The sequence below is a fragment of the Geodermatophilus sp. SYSU D00766 genome (genome assembly GCF_054049915.1).
In genome coordinates this window covers 343,900-361,302 of record NZ_JBJGYI010000001.1, presented here as the reverse complement: position 1 = coordinate 361,302, position 17,403 = coordinate 343,900, and the positions used below count along the sequence as shown (strand labels likewise).

Sequence of the window (17,403 nt, the reverse complement as noted above, 5' to 3'; positions counted from 1 at the left end):
TGGGGGGCACGGGGGTCCTCCGACCGGGGCCGCCCTGCGGGGCGGTCCCGGCGCCCGGTTACGGTCGGCGGTCGTGACGGCGACCGCCGACGGGCCCACGCTGCTCGACGTCCTGACGCTCGAGGAGATCGACCGGGACCTCTACCGCAGCACGCTGGTGTTCACCGACCCGCTGCCGCTCTACGGCGGCCAGGTCGCCGCCCAGGCGCTGCTCGCCGCCGGTCGCACGGTGGCGCCCGAGCGGCTGCCGCACTCGCTGCACGGCTACTTCCTGCGCAGCGGCGACGCCGCCCGCCCGACGGTGTTCCGCGTCGACCGCGACCGCGACGGCGGCTCGTTCTCCGCGCGCCGCGTCGTCGCGGTGCAGGGCGGCGAGGTCGTGCTGTCGATGTCGGCGTCCTTCCAGGCGCCCACCGCCGGCCCCGACCTGCAGGTGGCGGCGGCGCCGGCCGCCGAGCCGCCGCAGGACAGCGTGCCGTTCACCCTGCCGCGGCTGTTCACCATGGAGAGCCGCCGCCCGGCCCAGCCCCACCCCGGTGCCTCCTCGCCCACCCGGTTCTGGGCGCGGGCCACGGTGCCGCTGCCCGGCGACCCGCTGCTGCAGGCGTGCGCGCTGACCTACCTCTCCGACATCGGCACCGGGCTGGCCGCGCTGCCCGAGGACGAGGCGGCGCCGGGGCCCACGCTCGACCACGCCGTGTGGTTCCACCGCGCGGCCCGGCTCGACGAGTGGGTGCTGGTCGACCTCGTCCCGCACACCGTCTCCGGCGGGCGCGGCTGGTACACCGGCTCGGTGACCACCGGCGACGGCGTCCTGGCCGCCAGCCTCGCCCAGGAGACGCTGTTCCGGCCCGGGCGCAACCCCTTCCGCCCCGGCCGCTGACCGCCCCCGGGGAGCCCGGCGGTGGCAGCGCCGGGCTGATCGGAGAGGATGGGGAGGCTGACTGGGGGAAGGACGACCACGTGGCCAAGCACCGGGCACCCGACGGCGGTCCCACCGACTTCGACGCGGCGACGGCCGCGCTGTCCGACGTCTCGGGTGACTACACGATCGACGTCGCGCACACCCGCATCGGCATCCGGGCGCGGCACGCCATGGTGACGACGGTCCGCGGCGCGTTCACCGACTTCGAGGGCGAGGCGCACCTCGACGTCGCCAAGCCCGGCGCGAGCACGGTCGGCATCCGCATCCGGACGGCCAGCATCGACACCGGCCAGGCCGACCGCGACGCCCACCTGCGCTCGCCGGACTTCCTCGACGTGGAGCGGTGGCCGGAGCTCGTCTTCGCCTCCACCGACGTCGAGCAGGTCGACGACGGCGTCTACGAGGTCACCGGCGACCTCACCATCCGCGACGTCACCCGGCCGGTGACCGTGGAGTTCACGCTCACCGGCTCGGCGCGCGACCCGTTCGGCAACACCCGCGTGGGCTTCGAGGGCGCGCTGGCGATCAAGCGCAGCGACTGGGGCCTGACCTGGAACACCCCGCTGGACACCGGCGGCGTGCTGGTCAGCGACCGCATCCAGGTCGAGTTCGACGTCTCGGTGATCCGCGCCGACCAGTAGCTAGCGGACGACGTCGTAGCGGACGCAGGTGAACTCGCCGTTCTGCGCCACCTCGCGGGTCACCAGCTCCACCCGCGCCGGCAGCAGCGGCGCACCCCCGCCCAGCGTCACCGGCGCGATGGCGACGACCACCTCGTCGAGCAGCCCGACGCCCGCCAGCTGTGCGGCCACCGGCCCGCCGCCGACCACCCACAGGTCGAGGTCCCCGGCCGCCGCGGCCATGTCCGCGTGCAGCGCGCGCAGCTCCTCCGGCGTGCCCGGCGCGGCGAACCGGATGTCGGCGCCCGGGAACGGCTCGAGCCGGCGGTGGGTGAGCACCCAGGCCGGCTGGGCGTAGGACCAGGGGTCGGGCCCGCCGTTCTCGCGGATCCACTCGTAGCTGGTGGCGCCCATGACCATCGCGCCGAGTGACTTCTCGAACGTCGAGAAGCCCATCGGCCCCTCCTGGTCGACCTGGCGCGACAGCAGCCAGGACAGCGAGTTCTCGGCGTCGGCGATGAAGCCGTCCAGCGAGGTGGCGGTGTAGTAGACGGTGCGGGTCATCGGTCCCTCCGGGAGAGCCACTCGATGGGGTCGCCGGCGTCGACCTCGACGCCGGCCGCGCGCAGCCAGTGCCGCGCCAGGAGGCGGCGGTGCGCGGAGAAGGTGAGGACGTGCGCGACGACGCTGCCGAGGACGAAGCTCTCCGGCGGCTCGCACAGCGCGTCGACCAGCCGGTCGTTCCACGCGCCGCGCCGGGACACCTCCCGCACGGCCGCCAGCCACCGCGGTGCGACGGCGTCGTGCCGGTCCAGCAGCGCGGCCGGGTCGTCGGCGCCGCGCGCGGGGGTGTCGCCGCCCTCGATGGAGGCCACCCAGACCTCGAGGGTCCACACCAGCTCGTCGAGGACGGCGGCCAGCGTCTCCTCCGTGCCGCTCCACGCGAGCACCGACAGGCCGGGGGCGCGCACCCGCCGGTACTCCTCGTCGGGCAGGCCCTTGGCGAGCTCGAGCAGCGCCCGGGTGTCCTCGACGCCGTGGTGCACCAGCAGCGCGGTGACCGCGTCGCCGCCGCGGCGCACCGGCTCGTCGGACACCCACAGCGACGACGGCGGGTGGAAGTGCAGGCCGTTGGGCGCGGGCAGCCAGTGCTCGTCGCGCGCCCGCACGCCGCCGTCGCCGGTGGTCAGGCTGCCCGGCGTGCGGCCGTAGGCCCGCGCGAAGGCCCGGCTGAACCCCTCGACCGACTCGTAGCCGGCCGCGAGGGCCACCTCGGTGACGCTGGCGCCCTGCCGCAGCTGCCAGGCCGCGCGCTCCAGCACCACCCGGCGGCGCAGCGCCACCGGTGACTCGCCGGCGCCGACCGACACCTGCCGGCTGAAGTGGAACGGGGAGGCGTAGGCGTCGCCGGCCATGTCGGTGAGCGTGCGGTTGTCCTCGTCGAGGACGGCGTCGAGGAGCTCGCGCAGCCGGTCGCGTCCGGGTGGGGTCACGGGGACCAGTCTGGCGAGCGCCGCGCCCGCGGCGCCCGACCGTTCTTGCGCTGTCCCGGCCGGTGCGACGCGCGGGCGGCGGGTGTCGGTCGCGCACGACCGGGTAGGGCCCCCCGTCGTGCCACCCCGCTCCCCGGCCGAGACCGCGCCCCGCTCCGCCGCCGGCCCGGACGAGGGGTACCGGCCCGACCCCCGGCGCTGGCAGGCGCTGTCGGTCACCCTCGTCGTCGGGTTCATGTCGCTGCTCGACGTCAGCATCGTGTCGGTGGCGCTGCCCTCGCTGCAGGACGACCTCGGCGCCACGCCGGCCACGGTGCAGTGGGTGGTGTCGGGCTACGCGCTGACCTTCGGGCTGGCGCTGGTCCCCGCCGGGCGGCTGGGCGACGCCCTCGGCCGGCGGCGGCTGTTCCTCGCCGGCCTCGCCGGGTTCGTGCTGGCCAGCGCGGCCGCCGGCGCGGCGCCGTCGATCGGCTGGCTCGTCGCCGCGCGGCTGGTGCAGGGGCTGGCCGCCGGGTGCCTCGCGCCGCAGAACTCCGCGTTCATCCAGCAGCTGTTCCGCGGGGCCGAGCGCGGCCGGGCCTTCGGCCTGTTCGGTGCCACGGTCGGCATCTCCACCGCCGTCGGGCCGGTCGCCGGCGGGGCGATCCTCGGCCTGGCGTCGGGCCCCGACGGCTGGCGCTGGCTGTTCTACGTCAACGTGCCGATCGGCGTCGTCGCCTTCCTGCTGGCCCTGCGGCTGCTGCCGCGCGGCGGGTCGGGCGGGCGCGGGCGGATCGACGTCCTCGGGGTGCTGCTGCTCGGCGCCGGGGCGCTGGCCGTCCTCTTCCCGCTGGTGCAGGCCGAGGCCGGCGGGCTGTCACGGCTGTGGTGGCTGTTCGTCGTCGGCGCGGCGCTGCTGGCCGGCTTCGTGGCCTGGGAGCGGCGGGTGGTGGCCCGCGACGGCCAGCCGGTGTTCGACCCCCGCCTGGTCACGCAGACCCGCGGGTACGGCATCGGCGCGGCGCTGGGCACCGTCTACTTCGTCGGCTTCAGCGGCATCTGGCTGGTGCTCGCGCTGTTCTTCCAGACCGGCCTGGGCTACACGCCGCTGCAGTCGGGACTGGCGGTGACGCCCTTCGCGCTGGGGTCGGCGTCCTCGGCGGTGGTGGCCGGGCGGCTGGTCGAGCGGTACGGGCGGAAGCTGACCGTGCTCGGGCTCGGAACGGTGATCGCCGGCCTGGCGGCGGCCGCGTGCGTGCTGCTGCTCGTCCCGCCGTCGGCGGCGGGGTGGGCCATCGCGCCGGCGCTGCTGCTGGGCGGCATCGGCGGCGGCCTGGTGATCTCGCCCAACATCACGATGACCCTGCGCGACGTGCCGGTGGCCATGGCCGGCTCGGCCGGCGGCGGCCTGCAGACCGCCCAGCGCTTCGGCGCGGCGGTCGGCACCGCGGCGCTGCCCGGCCTGTTCTACCTCGTGCTCGGCGCCACCGGCGACGACTACCCCCTCGCCGCGGCGGCGGGGCTGGGGGTGTCGGTGCTGGGCGCCGCGGCCGCGCTGGTGCTCGGCGTGGTCGACCTGCGGCGCAACCGGGCCGCCGACCGCGACGGCGTCGACCGCGCGGCCGACGACGGCGGTCCGGTGCCCGACGAGCGGCACGGGCCCGACGGCGTGCACAGCCACGGGCACGCCGCGCACGGCTGAGCGCCGGCCGGGCGACGCGGCAGGGGGACGCGAGCGCCGGCCGGCGGTCGCGGCCGGGCGGACCGGCCCCGACACTGGTCGCAGCCGGCGCCGCCACCCGGGGGGCCGGGGCCGGTCAGGTCCTGCCGCTCGAGATCCCGGGCGGCAGGACCGCCCGCCCGGCGGGTCAGGCCGGCGGGAACTCGCCGGTGTCGACCAGGTGTGCCGCGAGGTCGCGGACCTTGGTGTTCGTCTCGTTGGAGACGCGGACCAGCGCCTCGAACGCCTGGGTCACGGTGAGCCGGTAGCGCTCCACCAGGACGCCCTTCGCCTGGTCGATGACCGCGCGGGACTCCAGCGCTGCGTGCAGGTTCTGCGCCTGCTGCACGCTGCGGCCGTAGAGGTGGCTGTTGGCCACGGCGACGGTGGCGTGGCGCGCGAACCGCTCGGCGCGGTCGCAGGGCACGCCGCCGGCGGTCAGTGGCGGCTGCAGGTAGAGGTTGAGCCCCCCGGCCACGGACCGGGAGGGGAAGGGCGTCGACACCAGGCTCCGGACGCCGCCCGCGGCGGCGGCCGCGGTCAGCGCGGGCCAGCGCTGCTCGCGCTCGGTGTCGGCGACCACCGCCACCTCGCCGGTCGTGGCGGCCGTCAGGCAGGGCCCCTCCCCGGCGGTGTACTGGACCTCGTCGAGCGAGGCCGCGACCTGGGCGCTGGCCCCGACCGTGCTGCCGCGGTCGGGACCCACGACGGTCACCGACAGCGCCGGCCGGGCGCCCAGCACGTCGGCGGCCAGGGCGGCGACCTGTTCGAGCAGCAGCGGCAGGGGCCGGTCGGCGGGGACCAGGCCGAGGTCGAGGAGGGCAGCGCAGAAGAGGTCGTCGTCGGGGCGGGTCACGTGTCGTACTCCGGGGGCCGGGGTGGCCGGCGGTGGGTGCCGGCTGCAGGTCGGGGGACCCGGTGGTTCCAGGACCCCGTACGGGTGGGGCGAGGCCCCCTCCTGCACGCCGGCTGTGTGACGCGCGCCGAGGAGACTACCCGGGGCGTGGCGGGCGGTCGGCCGCCCGCGGTCGGGCCTCGCCGTAGCGGGCGGCGAACTCGCCCGGCGTCATCCCGGTCACGCGGGCGAAGTCGCGGGTCAGGTGCGGCTGGTCGGCGTAGCCGAGGTCGGCGGCGACCTCGGCGAGGGTCACCGCGCGCTCCCGCAGCCGGCCGGCCGCCTCCTGCAGCCGGCGCCGCTGCACCAGCCACTTCGGGGTCAGCCCGAGCCGTCGGGACACCAGCCGCTGCAGCGCCCGCTCCGACAGCCCGGTCGCGGCGCACAGCTGGTCCACCCGGGTCAGGTCCGGCCGCGACTCCACCAGCGCCACCACCCGGTCGACCAGGAGCCCCTCCTCGTCCACCGGCAGGAAGCGGCGCAGCACGTCGGCGTAGGCGGCGGTCGCGGCGGCGTGCGCGGCGGGGGAGGAGGGGTCGGCGGCCATCGCCGCCCGGACCCGCCCGGCCAGCCGGGCGCCATCGTCGCCGAGCACCTCGCCGAGGTCGACCGACCGGTCGGTGAACGGGGCCACCGGACCGCCCGCGACCAGCGCGCCGGCGGCCGGGGTGAGCATGACGCCGGCCGCCCAGCCCTCGCCGGTCAGCGTCGTCGTGGACAGGCCGGTGACCACGCCGTGGAAGCGCGCCGAGTCGGGGGAGACGACCAGCAGGCAGGCGGGGTGCTGCAGCACCCGCTGCACCGACTCGCACCCGGGCGGGACCGACCACACCGGGATCCAGAAGCGCCGCACGAGCGCGGCCAGGGGCCCGTCGGCCGCGTAGCGGTGGACGACGGCGGTGGCGTCGCGCGGGTCGCGCAGGTGGGCGGGCTCGGCGGCGTCCAGCCGGCGCGGGGGCGTCTGGGGTCCCATCGCGCCCAGGCTGCCGCATGCGTCCGACGGCCGGGGGTAGCGCCCCGCCATGCACACCGGCAGCACCGACCCCGCCGACGGGCCCCGCGAGGGCCGGCTGCAGCTGCGCGACGGGCGCACGATGGCCTACGCCGAGTGGGGCGACCCCGAGGGCCGGCCGGTGCTCGGCTGCCACGGCTCGCCGAGCTCGCGCCTGGAGCGGCACGTCGAGGACCCCGCCGCCTACCGCCGCTGGGGCGTGCGGCTGATCGTCCCGGACCGGCCCGGCTTCGGCCGGTCCGACCCGCGGCCGGGCCGGCGGGTCACCGACTGGCCCGGCGACGTCGTCGAGCTGCTCGACTCCCTCGGCGTCGACCGGTTCGCCACGCTGAGCCTCTCCGGCGGTGCGGCGTACGCGCTGGCCTGCGCGCACGCGCTGCCCGACCGGGTGCACACCGTCGGCGTCCTCGGCGGCGCGCCGCCGCCGGACGTGCCCTGGCCCTGGCCGGGCTGGTTGCCGCCGACGGTCCGCGCCGCCGTGCACCGGCCCTCGCCGGCGACGTCGGCGCTGCTGCGGCCGGTCTTCGCGCCGCTGACCGTCCGCCCGGCGCTGCTGCCGCGCTACCTGCAGGTGCGGCTCAACCCCGCCGACCGGCGGGTCATCGGCCGCCCCGCCGTCCGCCGGGTGCTGGCCGCGACGTTCACCGAGGGGCTGCGGCAGGGTGCCGCGTCGCTGGCCGAGGACCGGGCGCTGCTGTTCCGGCCGTGGGGCTTCCCGGTCGGGGAGGTGCGCCAGCAGGTGCACGTCTGGCACGGCACCCAGGACTGGCAGGTGCCGGTCGGGCTGGGTCGGGTGCTGGCGGCCATGCTGCCCCGCTGCCGCGCCCACTGGTACGCCGGCGAGGGGCACTTCCTGGTCTTCGACCACGCGCGCGAGGTGTACGCCGCACTCGCGCCGTGACTGTCCCGCCGCGGACGGGGTAGCCGCGCGGCATGCGCCCCGACCTGCGCGGCAGCCGTGCCGTGCCCCCGACCTTCGTGAACGCCAACCGGCTGTGGGTGGACTCCCGCCTGCGGTACGAGATCGGGTACCGGGTGGAGGGTGCCGTCCTGCGCCGGCTCGGCGCGCACGGCGCCCGCGCGGTGGAGATCGGCACCGGCCGCCGGGGCCTGGGCGCGCGGGTCGCCGTCGAGCGGCTCGGCGCGACCGAGGTGACGGCGTTCGACGTCCACCCGGCCAGCGTCGGCCGCGCCCGGGTGCGCTGCGCCGACCTCGCCGACCGGGTCACCTTCCGGGTGGGCGACGCCACCGCGCTGCCGGTCGACGACGCGAGCGTCGACCTCGTCGTCGACTTCCACGCCCTGCACCACATCGCCGACTGGCGGGCCGCCGTCGCCGAGGCCGCGCGGGTGCTGCGGCCCGGCGGGCAGCTGGCGCTCACCGAGATGACCCGCCGGTTCGTCGACGCCCCGGCGCTGCGGGCGGTGTCGCGCCACCCGGCCGACCGGTTCTCCACCGACGAGCTGGTCGCGGAGCTGGCCGCCTCCGGCCTGCACGTGCCGGAGGGCCGGCTGCGGCGGGCCGCCGGCGACCGGTGGATCCAGGCCGTCGCGACCCGGGCGTGAGCGTCGGCGACACCGTCCGCGCGGCTCTGGCGCTGCTGCGCCGGCACGCCGGGCCGGTCTACGCCACCTCGCTGGCGGTCACGCTGGTCAACACCGTGCCCGACGTGGCGCGCCAGCTGCTGGTGTACGGCGACCCGAGCGCCGGCGCCGCGCTCCTGGTCGACGTCGTCGGCTTCACCACCGGCCTGCTGGCCCAGCTGTGGCTCACCGGCGCGCTCACCGACCTGCCCGGCGCCGGCCGGGTCCGCCCGCGCGGGGCGCTGGGCCGGGGGACCGCGACGGCGCTGCGGGCGGTCCGGGTCTCCCCGGCCGCGGTGCTGGCGGGGGTCGTGCTCGGCGGGTCGGTGTCGGCGCTGCTGACCCTGCCGGCGTCGGTGGCCGCGCTCGGCGTCGACGGGGTGCTCGGGCCGCTGGGTGCGCCGTCGGCGGCGGCGTTCACCGTGGCCACGGTCAGCGACGTGGTGGCCAGCTGGGTCACGCTGCCCTTCCTCGCCGTCGTGCTGGTGCTCACCGCCGGTTCGACCAGGCGGTTCGCGGGCAAGGGCCCGGCGTGAGGGATCGGGACTGGGACGTCACCCGCACGGCGGTCGGGTCGCTGTCGGTGTGGATCGGGACGGCGGCGCTGTTCGCGCCGCGGTGGATCGCCGGCACCCTCGGCGTGCGGCCCGACGCCGCCCGCGACGACGTCGCGCTGCCGCTGCTGGTGCGGCTGGGCGCGGCCCGCAACATCGCGATGGGCACCGCCCTGCTGGTCACCCCGGCACCGCAGGCCCGGCGCACCACCGAGGTGACGCTGCTGCTCACCGCGCTCGACGCGGCCGCGGTGTGGACCTCGCGCGCCACCGGCGACGTGCGCCCGCGCAGCGCCGTCCTGTCGGGGGTCGTGCTGGCGCTGGCCTCCTACGGCGCCGCCCGCTGGCACCGCCGCTGAGCGACCCGCCCCTGTCGGGCACTTCCGCGGAAGTGCACGGCACGGCCCGGGCACTTCCGCGGAAGTGCTCGACATCCCCCGGGCACTTCCGCGGAAGTGCACCGCAGGGACCGGGCTTCCGCGGACGTGCACGGAGGGATGTCGAGAACCCCCGACCGGCTCCGTCCCCGGGGTGCACGCGGCCAGGATGGGCCGCACCCAGCGAGGAGAGACGACATGGCCAAGTACCTGCTGCTCAAGCACTACCGCGGCGCCCCGGCGGCGGTGAACGACGTCCCCATGGAGAAGTGGACGCCGGAGGAGATCTCGGCGCACGTGCGCTACATGGACGACTTCGCGGCACGGCTCGAGGGCACCGGCGAGTTCGTCGACGCCCAGGCGCTCGCCGCCGACGGGATGTGGGTCCGCTACGACGGCGAGGGCCGCCCGCCGGTGGTCGACGGCCCGTTCGCCGAGACCAAGGACCTCGTCGCCGGCTGGATGGTCGTCGACGTCGACAGCCGTGAGCGCGCGATCGAGCTGGCCGGCGAGCTGTCGGCGGCCCCCGGGGCCGGCGGCGAGCCGATCCACGAGTGGCTCGAGGTGCGCCCGTTCCTCGGCGCGGCCCCCACCGTCACGGAGTGACCGCTCCCCTGGACGAGGTCCTCCTCCGGAGCCTCACGCCGGGCGTGCTCGGCGTCCTCGTCCGCCGCGGAGCCGACTTCGCGGCGGCCGAGGACGCCGTCCAGGAGGCGCTGGTCGAGGCGCTGCGCGTCTGGCCGGCCGACCCGCCGCGGGACCCGAGGGCCTGGCTGGTCACCGTGGCCTGGCGGCGGTTCCTCGACGCCACCCGGGCCGACGCCGCCCGGCGCCGGCGCGAGGACCTCGTCGAGGAGGAGCCGCCGCCCGGCCCGGCCTCCGGGGTGGACGACACGCTGGCGCTGTACTTCCTGTGCGCCCACCCGTCGCTGACGCCGTCGTCGGCGGTCGCGCTCACCCTCCGCGCCGTCGGCGGGCTCACCACCCGGCAGATCGCCCGCGCGTACCTGGTGCCCGAGGCGACCATGGCCCAGCGGATCAGCCGGGCCAAGCGCACCGTCTCCGGCGTGCGGTTCGACCGGCCCGGCGACGTCGCCACGGTGCTGCGCGTGCTCTACCTGGTGTTCAACGAGGGGTACTCCGGCGACGTCGACCTCGCCGCCGAGGCGATCCGGCTGACCCGGCAGCTCGCCGCCGTCGTCGACCACCCCGAGGTGGCCGGGCTGCTCGCGCTGATGCTGCTGCACTCCGCGCGGCGGGCCGCCCGCACCGCACCCGACGGCAGCCTGGTGCCGCTGGCCGGGCAGGACCGGACACGGTGGGACACCGCGGCGATCACCGAGGGGGTCGCGATCCTGCAGGCCGCCCTCGCGCGCGACCGGCTCGGCGAGTTCCAGGCCCAGGCGGCGATCGCGGCGCTGCACGCCGACGCGCCCACCGCCGCGGAGACCGACTGGGTGCAGATCGTCGAGTGGTACGACGAGCTGGTGCGCCTCACCGACAGTCCGGTTGTGCGGCTCAACCGTGCGGTCGCCGTCGGCGAGGCCGACGGGCCGCGCGCCGGGCTGGCGGCGCTGGCGGAGCTGGAGGACTCCCTGCCCCGCCACACCGCGGTGGCCGCGCACCTGCACGAGGCCGCGGGCGACCTGGACACGGCGGCACGGCTCTACGCCGAGGCGGCCCGGCGGGCGCCCGACCTCGCCGAGCGCGACCACCTGACCCGCCGGGCCGCCCGGCTCAACACCCGCGCCGGCCGCTGAGGGCGCTCGACGCCGAGCCGTGCACTTCCACGGAAGTGCACCGGTCGGGACCGGGCACTTCCGTGGAAGTGCCCGCGGCGTGCGCTACCGCCAGGCGAAGACCGGCTGCTCGAGGTGGGCGACGCGGGTGTGCCGGCCGCGGCAGGCGACCTGGCAGAACTGGTGGACGACCGCCGCGGTGGGGGCGTGCAGCCACCCGCCCAGCAGCGGCAGCCGGATGACCGGCGCGTCGGACTCGGGGATGGTCACCAGCACCGGGTCGACGTCGAGGTCGGCCAGCGGCACCCGGTGCACCGCGGCCACCTCGGTCTCGGCGGGGGAGAGGTCGCCCACCTCGCCGGCCCACACCACCACCGGCGTCATCACGTAGCCCGACCGGGTCACGTAGTCGTCGAGCAGACCGAGCACGTCGTCGGGACCGCGGTGCAGCCCGACCTCCTCGGCCAGCTCGCGCAGCGCGCCGTCGACGGGTGTCTCGCCGTCGTCGAGCCGGCCGCCGGGCAGCGCCCACTGCCCGGCGTGGGCCCGCAGGCCCGCTGCCCGGCGGGTGAGCAGCAGCGCCGGCCGCTCCGGCGGCCCGGTCACGCAGACGGCGACGGCGGCCTGGCGCAGGTCGGGACGGGCGGCCGCGCGGCGCGGGAGGTCCCGCAGCCGCGCGGCCGCCGTCTCCCGGTCGAGCGTCAGAACCAGCCGCGCCGGCCGCCGAGCTGGCGCACGGCGGCGTCGAGCTGCGCGGCCACCGCGGAGACGTCGGTGTCGTGGTGGCCGAAGTGCAGCCGGCCGCCGACGTCGCGGCCCTCGGTGAGCAGCCCGCCGCGCCGGTCGACCTCGAGGACGACCTCGACGCCGTGCGGCGAGGCCAGGAAGGTCACCTCCAGCTCGTTGACCCGCCCGCGCAGCGACGACGGCGGCGCGAACTCGACCTCCTGGTAGAAGGGCAGGTCGCTGCCGGCCAGTCGGCCCTTCTCGACGTCGGCGCCGCGGAAGGTGAAGCCGAGGCCCGCCAGCGCCTGGATCACCGTGCGCTGCACCGGCAGCGGCTCGACGGTGACCGCGTCGAGGTCGCCGGGGTCGACGCCGCCGGGGACGTCGACCTTGGTGCGCAGGCCGATCTTCACCCCGCGCAGCGTCCAGCCGTCGAGCGTGGTGAAGGGGCACTGCCAGGGCACCGGGAAGCTGAACGGGACGGCCGCCCGGGCGCCCGCCTCGATCCGGCCGGCGCCGGCGATCACCGCGGTGCCGAAGGTGACGTTCTCGCGCCACTCGTGGTCACCGCTCTCCACCTCGACGGTGGCCTGCAGCGACACCCGCAGCTCGTTGATCTCCTGGGCGATCTGGCCGCCGGTGAGGTGCACGGTGCCGGTGACGGTGCCGCCGGGAGTGGTGACCGGGGTGTCGAGGACGGCGTCGACGGTGGCGTTGCCGGCGCCGAGCTTCGCCATCAGGTTGCGGAAGGCCATGGGGGAGGTGCTCCGTTCGGTTCGGGGACGGCGGGCACTCTGACACCACGCCCGGCGACTGGCGAGGGGTTCCCGCGCGGCGCGTCCGGGCGGGCTACCGACGAGTAGTTGGACGTCCTACTAAATCGCGCCTACCGTTCGGGCATGGCCTCCGCGGAGCTGCACGTGCCCGTCCACCCCGTCCGGTTCGTCACCGCGGCGAGCCTGTTCGACGGGCACGACGCGGCGATCAACGTCATGCGCCGGCTGCTGCAGAGCCAGGGCGCGGAGGTGGTGCACCTCGGGCACGACCGGTCGGTCGACGCCGTCGTCCGGGCCGCGCTGGAGGAGGACGTGCAGGGCGTCGCCATCTCCTCCTACCAGGGCGGGCACGTCGAGTACTTCAGCTACCTCAAGGAGCGGCTGGCCGAGGTCGGCGCCGGGCACGTGCAGGTGTTCGGCGGGGGCGGCGGCGTGATCGTGTCCGAGGAGATCGCGCTGCTGGCCGAGCGCGGCGTGCGGGTGTTCAGCCCCGAGGACGGCGCCCGGCTCGGCCTGCCCGGGATGATCAACGAGCTGATCCGGGCCTGCGACGTCGACCTCACCGCGCAGCGGCCCGACGTCGACGCGCTGCTCACCGGCGACCCCCGCGCCCTGGCCCGCACGATCAGCGTGCTGGAGGCCGGTGCCGACGCCGACCTCGCCGCCCGGGTCCGCGAGGCCGCCGCCGGGCGCACCGTGCCGGTCCTCGGGATCACCGGCACCGGCGGCTCGGGCAAGTCCTCGCTCACCGACGAGCTGCTGCGCCGGCTGCGCCGCGACCAGGAGGACAAGCTGCGGGTCGCCGTCGTCGCGATCGACCCCACCCGCCGCCGCGGCGGGGGCGCGCTGCTCGGCGACCGGATCCGGATGAACGCGCTGGAGTCCGGCGAGGGCGCGCACACCTTCTTCCGCTCGATGGCCACCCGCACCGCCGGCGCCCAGGTGCCCGAGCACCTCGACGACGTCATCGCCGCGGTGAAGGCCGCCGGCTTCGACCTGGTGGTCGTGGAGACGCCGGGCATCGGTCAGGGCGACGCGGCGATCGTGCCGTTCAGCGACGTCTCGCTCTACGTCATGACGCCGGAGTTCGGCGCCGCCTCGCAGCTCGAGAAGATCGACATGCTCGACCTCGCCGACGTCGTGGCGATCAACAAGTTCGAGCGGCGCGGCGCCGAGGACGCCCGCCGCGACGTCGCCCGGCAGATGGTGCGCAACCGCGAGGCGTTCGGCCAGCCGTGGGAGCAGATGCCGGTGTTCGGCACCAGCGCCGCCCGCTTCGACGACGACGGCGTCACCGCGCTCTACCAGCACCTGCTCGGCCTGCTGGTGGAGCAGGGGCTGCCCGCGGGCGCCGGTGTGCTGCCGCGGGTCGACGTCCGCGCCTCGACCGGGCTGAGCAGCGTCGTGCCGTCGTCGCGGGCGCGCTACCTCGCCGAGGTCGCCGACGCCGTCCGCGGCCACCACCGGGTCACCGAGGAGCAGGCCGCGCTCGCCCGGCGCCGGCAGCACCTGACCACCGCGGCCGAGGTCCTGGAGGGTGCGGCCGCCGAGGCGGCGCGGGAGGCGGCGGAGGCCGCCGCCCGGGAGCTGCTGCCCGACGTGCGCACGCTGCTGGAGGAGTGGCCGGCGCGGGTGGAGCAGTACTCCGGGGACGAGTACGTCTACACCGTGCGCGGCACGGAGGTCCGCACCCCGCTGACCCGCGAGACGCTCAGCGGGACGAAGGTGCCGCGGGTGGCGCTGCCGCGCACCACCGACGACGCCGACCTGCTGCGCTTCCTGCGGCGGGAGAACCTGCCCGGCTCCTTCCCGTACACCGCCGGCGTCTTCCCGTTCAAGCGCACCGGCGAGGCGCCGGCGCGGATGTTCGCCGGCGAGGGCGACGCCTTCCGCACCAACCGGCGGTTCCGGGTGCTGTCGTCCGGCGGCGAGGCCACCCGGCTGTCCACGGCGTTCGACTCGGTCACGCTCTACGGCCGCGACCCCGACCCGCGACCCGACGTCTACGGCAAGGTCGGCACCTCCGGCGTCTCGATCGCCACGCTCGACGACATGCGGGTGCTCTACGACGGGTTCGACCTGTGCGCCCCGACCACGTCGGTGTCGATGACCATCAACGGCCCGGCGCCGGCGATCCTCGCGATGTTCATGAACACCGCGATCGAGCAGCGGCTGGACCGCTTCCGGGAGGAGGAGGGCCGCGAGCCCGACGCCGCCGAGGCCGAGGAGATCCGCGCCTGGGTGCTGTCCACCGTCCGCGGCACGGTGCAGGCCGACATCCTCAAGGAGGACCAGGGCCAGAACACCTGCATCTTCTCGACCGAGTTCGCACTGCGCTGCATGGCCGACATCCAGCAGTGGTTCATCGACCACCGGGTGCGCAACTTCTACTCGGTGTCGATCTCCGGCTACCACATCGCCGAGGCCGGGGCGAACCCCATCAGCCAGCTCGCCTTCACGCTGGCCAACGGCTTCACCTACGTCGAGGCCTACCTCGCGCGCGGCATGGCGATCGACGACTTCGCGCCGAACCTGAGCTTCTTCTTCTCCAACGGCATGGACGCCGAGTACACGGTGATCGGCCGGGTGGCGCGGCGGATCTGGGCCGTGGCGATGCGCGACCGCTACGGCGCCAACGCCCGCTCCCAGCAGCTGAAGTACCACGTGCAGACCTCGGGCCGGTCGCTGCACGCGCAGGAGATGGACTTCAACGACATCCGCACCACGCTGCAGGCGCTGTGCGCGATCTACGACAACGCCAACTCGCTGCACACCAACGCCTACGACGAGGCCGTGACGACCCCGTCGGAGCACTCGGTGCGCCGGGCGCTGGCGATCCAGATGATCATCGACCGGGAGTGGGGTCTCGCCGGCAACGAGAACCCGCTGCAGGGCTCGGCGATCGTCGAGGAGCTCACCGACCTGGTCGAGGAGGCGGTGCTCGCCGAGTTCGACCGGATCGCCGAGCGCGGCGGGGTGCTGGGCGCGATGGAGACCGGCTACCAGCGCGGCCGGATCCAGGACGAGTCGATGCTCTACGAGCACCGCAAGCACGACGGCTCGCTGCCGATCGTCGGCGTCAACACCTTCCTCGACCCGCATCGCGACGAGACCCCGCCGAAGCCGCTGGAGCTCGCGCGGGCGACCGAGGAGGAGAAGGAGTCGCAGCTGCGCCGGCTCGCCGACTTCCAGGCCCGGCACGCCGACGAGGCACCGGCGGCGCTGGCGGCGCTGCAGGAGGCGGCGACGTCGGGCGGCAACGTGTTCGCCGCGCTGATGGACGCCGTCCGGGTGTGCTCGCTGGGCCAGATCAGCGAGGCGTTCTTCGAGGTGGGCGGCCAGTACCGCCGGAATGTCTGAGGACGACCTCGGTCGCCCGGTCGAGCTGCCGCGGCCGCCGCGGCGGATCGTGTCGCTGGTGCCCTCGCTGACCGAGGCGCTGGCGGTCACCGTGCCCGACCGGCTGGTCGGCGCCACCGACTGGTGCACGCACCCGGCCGACCTGGACGTGGCCCGGGTCCGCGGCACGAAGAACCCCGACCGGGCGGCGATCGCGGCGCTCGCGCCCGACCTCGTCGTCGGCAACCGGGAGGAGAACCGGCGCCTCGACGTCGACCGGCTGCGGGCGGCGGGCACCCCGGTGTGGGTGACGGTGATCGAGTCGGTGGACGAGGCGCTGGCGTCGATGCGGCGGCTGTTCGCCGAGGCGCTGCAGGTGCCCGAGCCCGGCTGGCTGACCACCGCCGCCGCCGAGTGGGCGCGGCCGGTGCCCGCGCCGCCGCTGCGCTGCGCCGTCCCGGTGTGGCGGGATCCGTGGATGGTGGTGGGCCCGCGCACCTTCACCGGGGACGTGCTGGCGCGGCTGGGGCTCGTCAACGTCTTCGGGGCGGGGGAGGACCGCTACCCGCACGTGGCGGTCGACGACGTGCTCGCGGCCGCGCCCGACGTCGTCCTGCTGCCCGACGAGCCCTACCCGTTCACCGCCGACGACGGCCCCGAGGCGTTCCCCGGCGTCCGCTCGGTGCTGGTGTCCGGGCGGGCGCTGACCTGGTACGGGCCCTCGCTGGCCACCGCCCGCGCCGACCTGCTCACCGCCCTCGGCCCCCGCTGAGGCGCCGGCCGGGGACGTCGACCCCCTCCGGAGGTGCCGCTGCGCCGGTGGCCACCCGCAGATCGGGGTCGCGGGCGGCGAGCGCCTGGGACAGGCGCAGGAACAGCGACGGCGACAGGCGCATCAGCCGCCACGCGATCCGGGCCTGCCGGGGCGCGACGACGATCGCCCGGTTCCGGTCGACCCCGCGCAGGACGTCGGCGGCCAGGTCGTCGGCGTCGTAGAGCCGGCCTCCGTTCAGCTTCCGGATCACCGTCCGGACGTCGATCGCCTCGACGCTCGGCACTCGCGGGAGGTCCGGTGGCATCCCCCTGTCCAGCATCGGGGTGTCCACCCCGCCGGGACACACCACGGTCACCCGCACCCCGCGGGAGGCGGCCTCCGCGCGCAGCGCGAGCGAGAGCCCGACCACCCCCCACTTCGTCATGGCGTAGGGCGCGAACCCCGGGTTGGGCAGCAGTCCGGCCACCGACGCGGTGTTCACGATGTGCCCGGACCCCTGGCGCACCATCACCGGGTAGGCGGCGTGCACGCCGTGCACCACGCCCCGCAGGTTCACGTCGACGGCCCGGTCCCAGTGGGCCAGGGACAGCTCGTCGGTGCGGCCGCCGATGCCCACGCCGGCGTTGTTGACCAGCAGGTCGAGCCGGCCGTACCGCGACGCGGTGCCCGTCACCAGGGCGCCGACGGCCGCCGCGTCGCGCACGTCCACGGTCATCCCGGACGCCGTGCCTGATCCGTCCGCGGCGACCTGCTCGGCGACCCGCGCCGCGGCTGCGCCGTCGGTGCCCGTGAGGACCACCGTGTCGCCGCGGCGCACCAGCGCCGCGCTCAGCGCCCGCCCGATCCCCGAGGTCCCGCCGGTCACGATCGCCACGCGCGGCACGGTCCA

At 76.3% G+C, this 17,403-nt stretch carries 18 protein-coding genes; 11 read left to right on the top strand and 7 right to left on the bottom strand.

The window, feature by feature from the left end:
• Positions 1–73: 73 nt before the first annotated feature.
• Positions 74–883, top strand: a complete 810-nt coding sequence (locus tag ACI8AD_RS01625) for an acyl-CoA thioesterase (RefSeq protein WP_456868812.1) — start codon at positions 74–76, stop codon at positions 881–883.
• 80 nt (positions 884–963) lie between these two features.
• Positions 964–1,566 (top strand): YceI family protein, encoded by a 603-nt coding sequence (locus tag ACI8AD_RS01620; protein ID WP_456868811.1) that lies wholly within the window; start codon positions 964–966, stop codon positions 1,564–1,566.
• Here the strand turns inward: ACI8AD_RS01620 and ACI8AD_RS01615 are convergent, their stop codons facing one another.
• Together ACI8AD_RS01615 and ACI8AD_RS01610 are read right to left on the bottom strand one after the other, a co-directional pair.
• Positions 1,567–2,109: a dihydrofolate reductase family protein gene (locus ACI8AD_RS01615; protein WP_456868810.1), complete on the bottom strand. Its 543-nt coding sequence runs from the start codon at positions 2,107–2,109 to the stop codon at positions 1,567–1,569.
• Positions 2,106–3,038 carry a helix-turn-helix domain-containing protein gene (locus ACI8AD_RS01610; RefSeq protein WP_456868809.1) on the bottom strand — a complete coding sequence of 311 codons (933 nt, stop codon included), beginning with the start codon at positions 3,036–3,038 and terminating at the stop codon, positions 2,106–2,108. Before ACI8AD_RS01610 ends, ACI8AD_RS01615 begins: the two co-directional genes overlap by 4 nt.
• 118 nt (positions 3,039–3,156) lie before the next feature.
• Here ACI8AD_RS01610 and ACI8AD_RS01605 point away from each other — a divergent pair, with 118 nt between their 5' ends.
• Positions 3,157–4,719 (top strand): MFS transporter, encoded by a 1,563-nt coding sequence (locus ACI8AD_RS01605; protein WP_456868808.1) that lies wholly within the window; start codon positions 3,157–3,159, stop codon positions 4,717–4,719.
• Between the two features lie 166 nt (positions 4,720–4,885).
• Here the strand turns inward: ACI8AD_RS01605 and ACI8AD_RS01600 are convergent, their stop codons facing one another.
• The gene (locus ACI8AD_RS01600; RefSeq protein WP_456868807.1) at positions 4,886–5,593 is read right to left on the bottom strand and encodes an ANTAR domain-containing protein; all 708 of its coding nucleotides are present in this window, start codon (positions 5,591–5,593) and stop codon (positions 4,886–4,888) included.
• Between the two features lie 136 nt (positions 5,594–5,729).
• Positions 5,730–6,605 (bottom strand): helix-turn-helix domain-containing protein, encoded by an 876-nt coding sequence (locus ACI8AD_RS01595; protein ID WP_456868806.1) that lies wholly within the window; start codon positions 6,603–6,605, stop codon positions 5,730–5,732.
• A 49-nt stretch (positions 6,606–6,654) separates the two neighbouring features.
• On the opposite strand from ACI8AD_RS01595, the gene ACI8AD_RS01590 reads away from it, so the two are divergent.
• The 6 genes from ACI8AD_RS01590 to ACI8AD_RS01565 all read left to right on the top strand — a co-directional run bounded on the left by ACI8AD_RS01590 (position 6,655) and on the right by ACI8AD_RS01565 (position 10,919).
• Positions 6,655–7,545, top strand: a complete 891-nt coding sequence (locus ACI8AD_RS01590; RefSeq protein ID WP_456868805.1) for an alpha/beta fold hydrolase — start codon at positions 6,655–6,657, stop codon at positions 7,543–7,545.
• Positions 7,546–7,577: 32 nt separating this feature from the next.
• Complete coding sequence (locus ACI8AD_RS01585; protein ID WP_456868804.1) at positions 7,578–8,210, top strand: class I SAM-dependent methyltransferase; 633 nt, start codon at positions 7,578–7,580, stop codon at positions 8,208–8,210.
• Positions 8,207–8,764, top strand: a complete 558-nt coding sequence (locus ACI8AD_RS01580; protein WP_456868803.1) for a hypothetical protein — start codon at positions 8,207–8,209, stop codon at positions 8,762–8,764. Before ACI8AD_RS01585 ends, ACI8AD_RS01580 begins: the two co-directional genes overlap by 4 nt.
• Complete coding sequence (locus ACI8AD_RS01575; protein ID WP_456868802.1) at positions 8,761–9,141, top strand: DUF4267 domain-containing protein; 381 nt, start codon at positions 8,761–8,763, stop codon at positions 9,139–9,141. The genes ACI8AD_RS01580 and ACI8AD_RS01575 overlap by 4 nt, the downstream gene beginning before the upstream one ends.
• Before the next feature lie 216 nt (positions 9,142–9,357).
• Positions 9,358–9,765 carry a YciI family protein gene (locus tag ACI8AD_RS01570; RefSeq protein ID WP_456868801.1) on the top strand — a complete coding sequence of 136 codons (408 nt, stop codon included), beginning with the start codon at positions 9,358–9,360 and terminating at the stop codon, positions 9,763–9,765.
• Positions 9,762–10,919: an RNA polymerase sigma factor gene (locus tag ACI8AD_RS01565; protein WP_456868800.1), complete on the top strand. Its 1,158-nt coding sequence runs from the start codon at positions 9,762–9,764 to the stop codon at positions 10,917–10,919. The genes ACI8AD_RS01570 and ACI8AD_RS01565 overlap by 4 nt, the downstream gene beginning before the upstream one ends.
• Before the next feature lie 84 nt (positions 10,920–11,003).
• Here ACI8AD_RS01565 and ACI8AD_RS01560 read toward each other — a convergent pair whose 3' ends face one another.
• The gene (locus ACI8AD_RS01560) at positions 11,004–11,531 is read right to left on the bottom strand and encodes an NUDIX hydrolase (RefSeq protein ID WP_456868865.1); all 528 of its coding nucleotides are present in this window, start codon (positions 11,529–11,531) and stop codon (positions 11,004–11,006) included.
• A 68-nt stretch (positions 11,532–11,599) separates the two neighbouring features.
• Positions 11,600–12,379 carry a sporulation protein gene (locus ACI8AD_RS01555; protein WP_456868799.1) on the bottom strand — a complete coding sequence of 260 codons (780 nt, stop codon included), beginning with the start codon at positions 12,377–12,379 and terminating at the stop codon, positions 11,600–11,602.
• Between the two features lie 144 nt (positions 12,380–12,523).
• Between ACI8AD_RS01555 and icmF the strand changes: the two genes are divergently transcribed.
• Positions 12,524–15,760, top strand: a complete 3,237-nt coding sequence (icmF, locus tag ACI8AD_RS01550; RefSeq protein WP_456868798.1) for a fused isobutyryl-CoA mutase/GTPase IcmF — start codon at positions 12,524–12,526, stop codon at positions 15,758–15,760.
• On the top strand, positions 15,753–16,511 hold the full coding sequence (locus tag ACI8AD_RS01545; RefSeq protein WP_456868797.1) for a helical backbone metal receptor: 759 nt from the start codon (positions 15,753–15,755) through the stop codon (positions 16,509–16,511). The genes icmF and ACI8AD_RS01545 overlap by 8 nt, the downstream gene beginning before the upstream one ends.
• Here the strand turns inward: ACI8AD_RS01545 and ACI8AD_RS01540 are convergent.
• Positions 16,489–17,388 (bottom strand): SDR family NAD(P)-dependent oxidoreductase, encoded by a 900-nt coding sequence (locus tag ACI8AD_RS01540; protein ID WP_456868796.1) that lies wholly within the window; start codon positions 17,386–17,388, stop codon positions 16,489–16,491. The genes ACI8AD_RS01545 and ACI8AD_RS01540 overlap by 23 nt on opposite strands.
• Positions 17,389–17,403 lie beyond the last annotated feature (15 nt).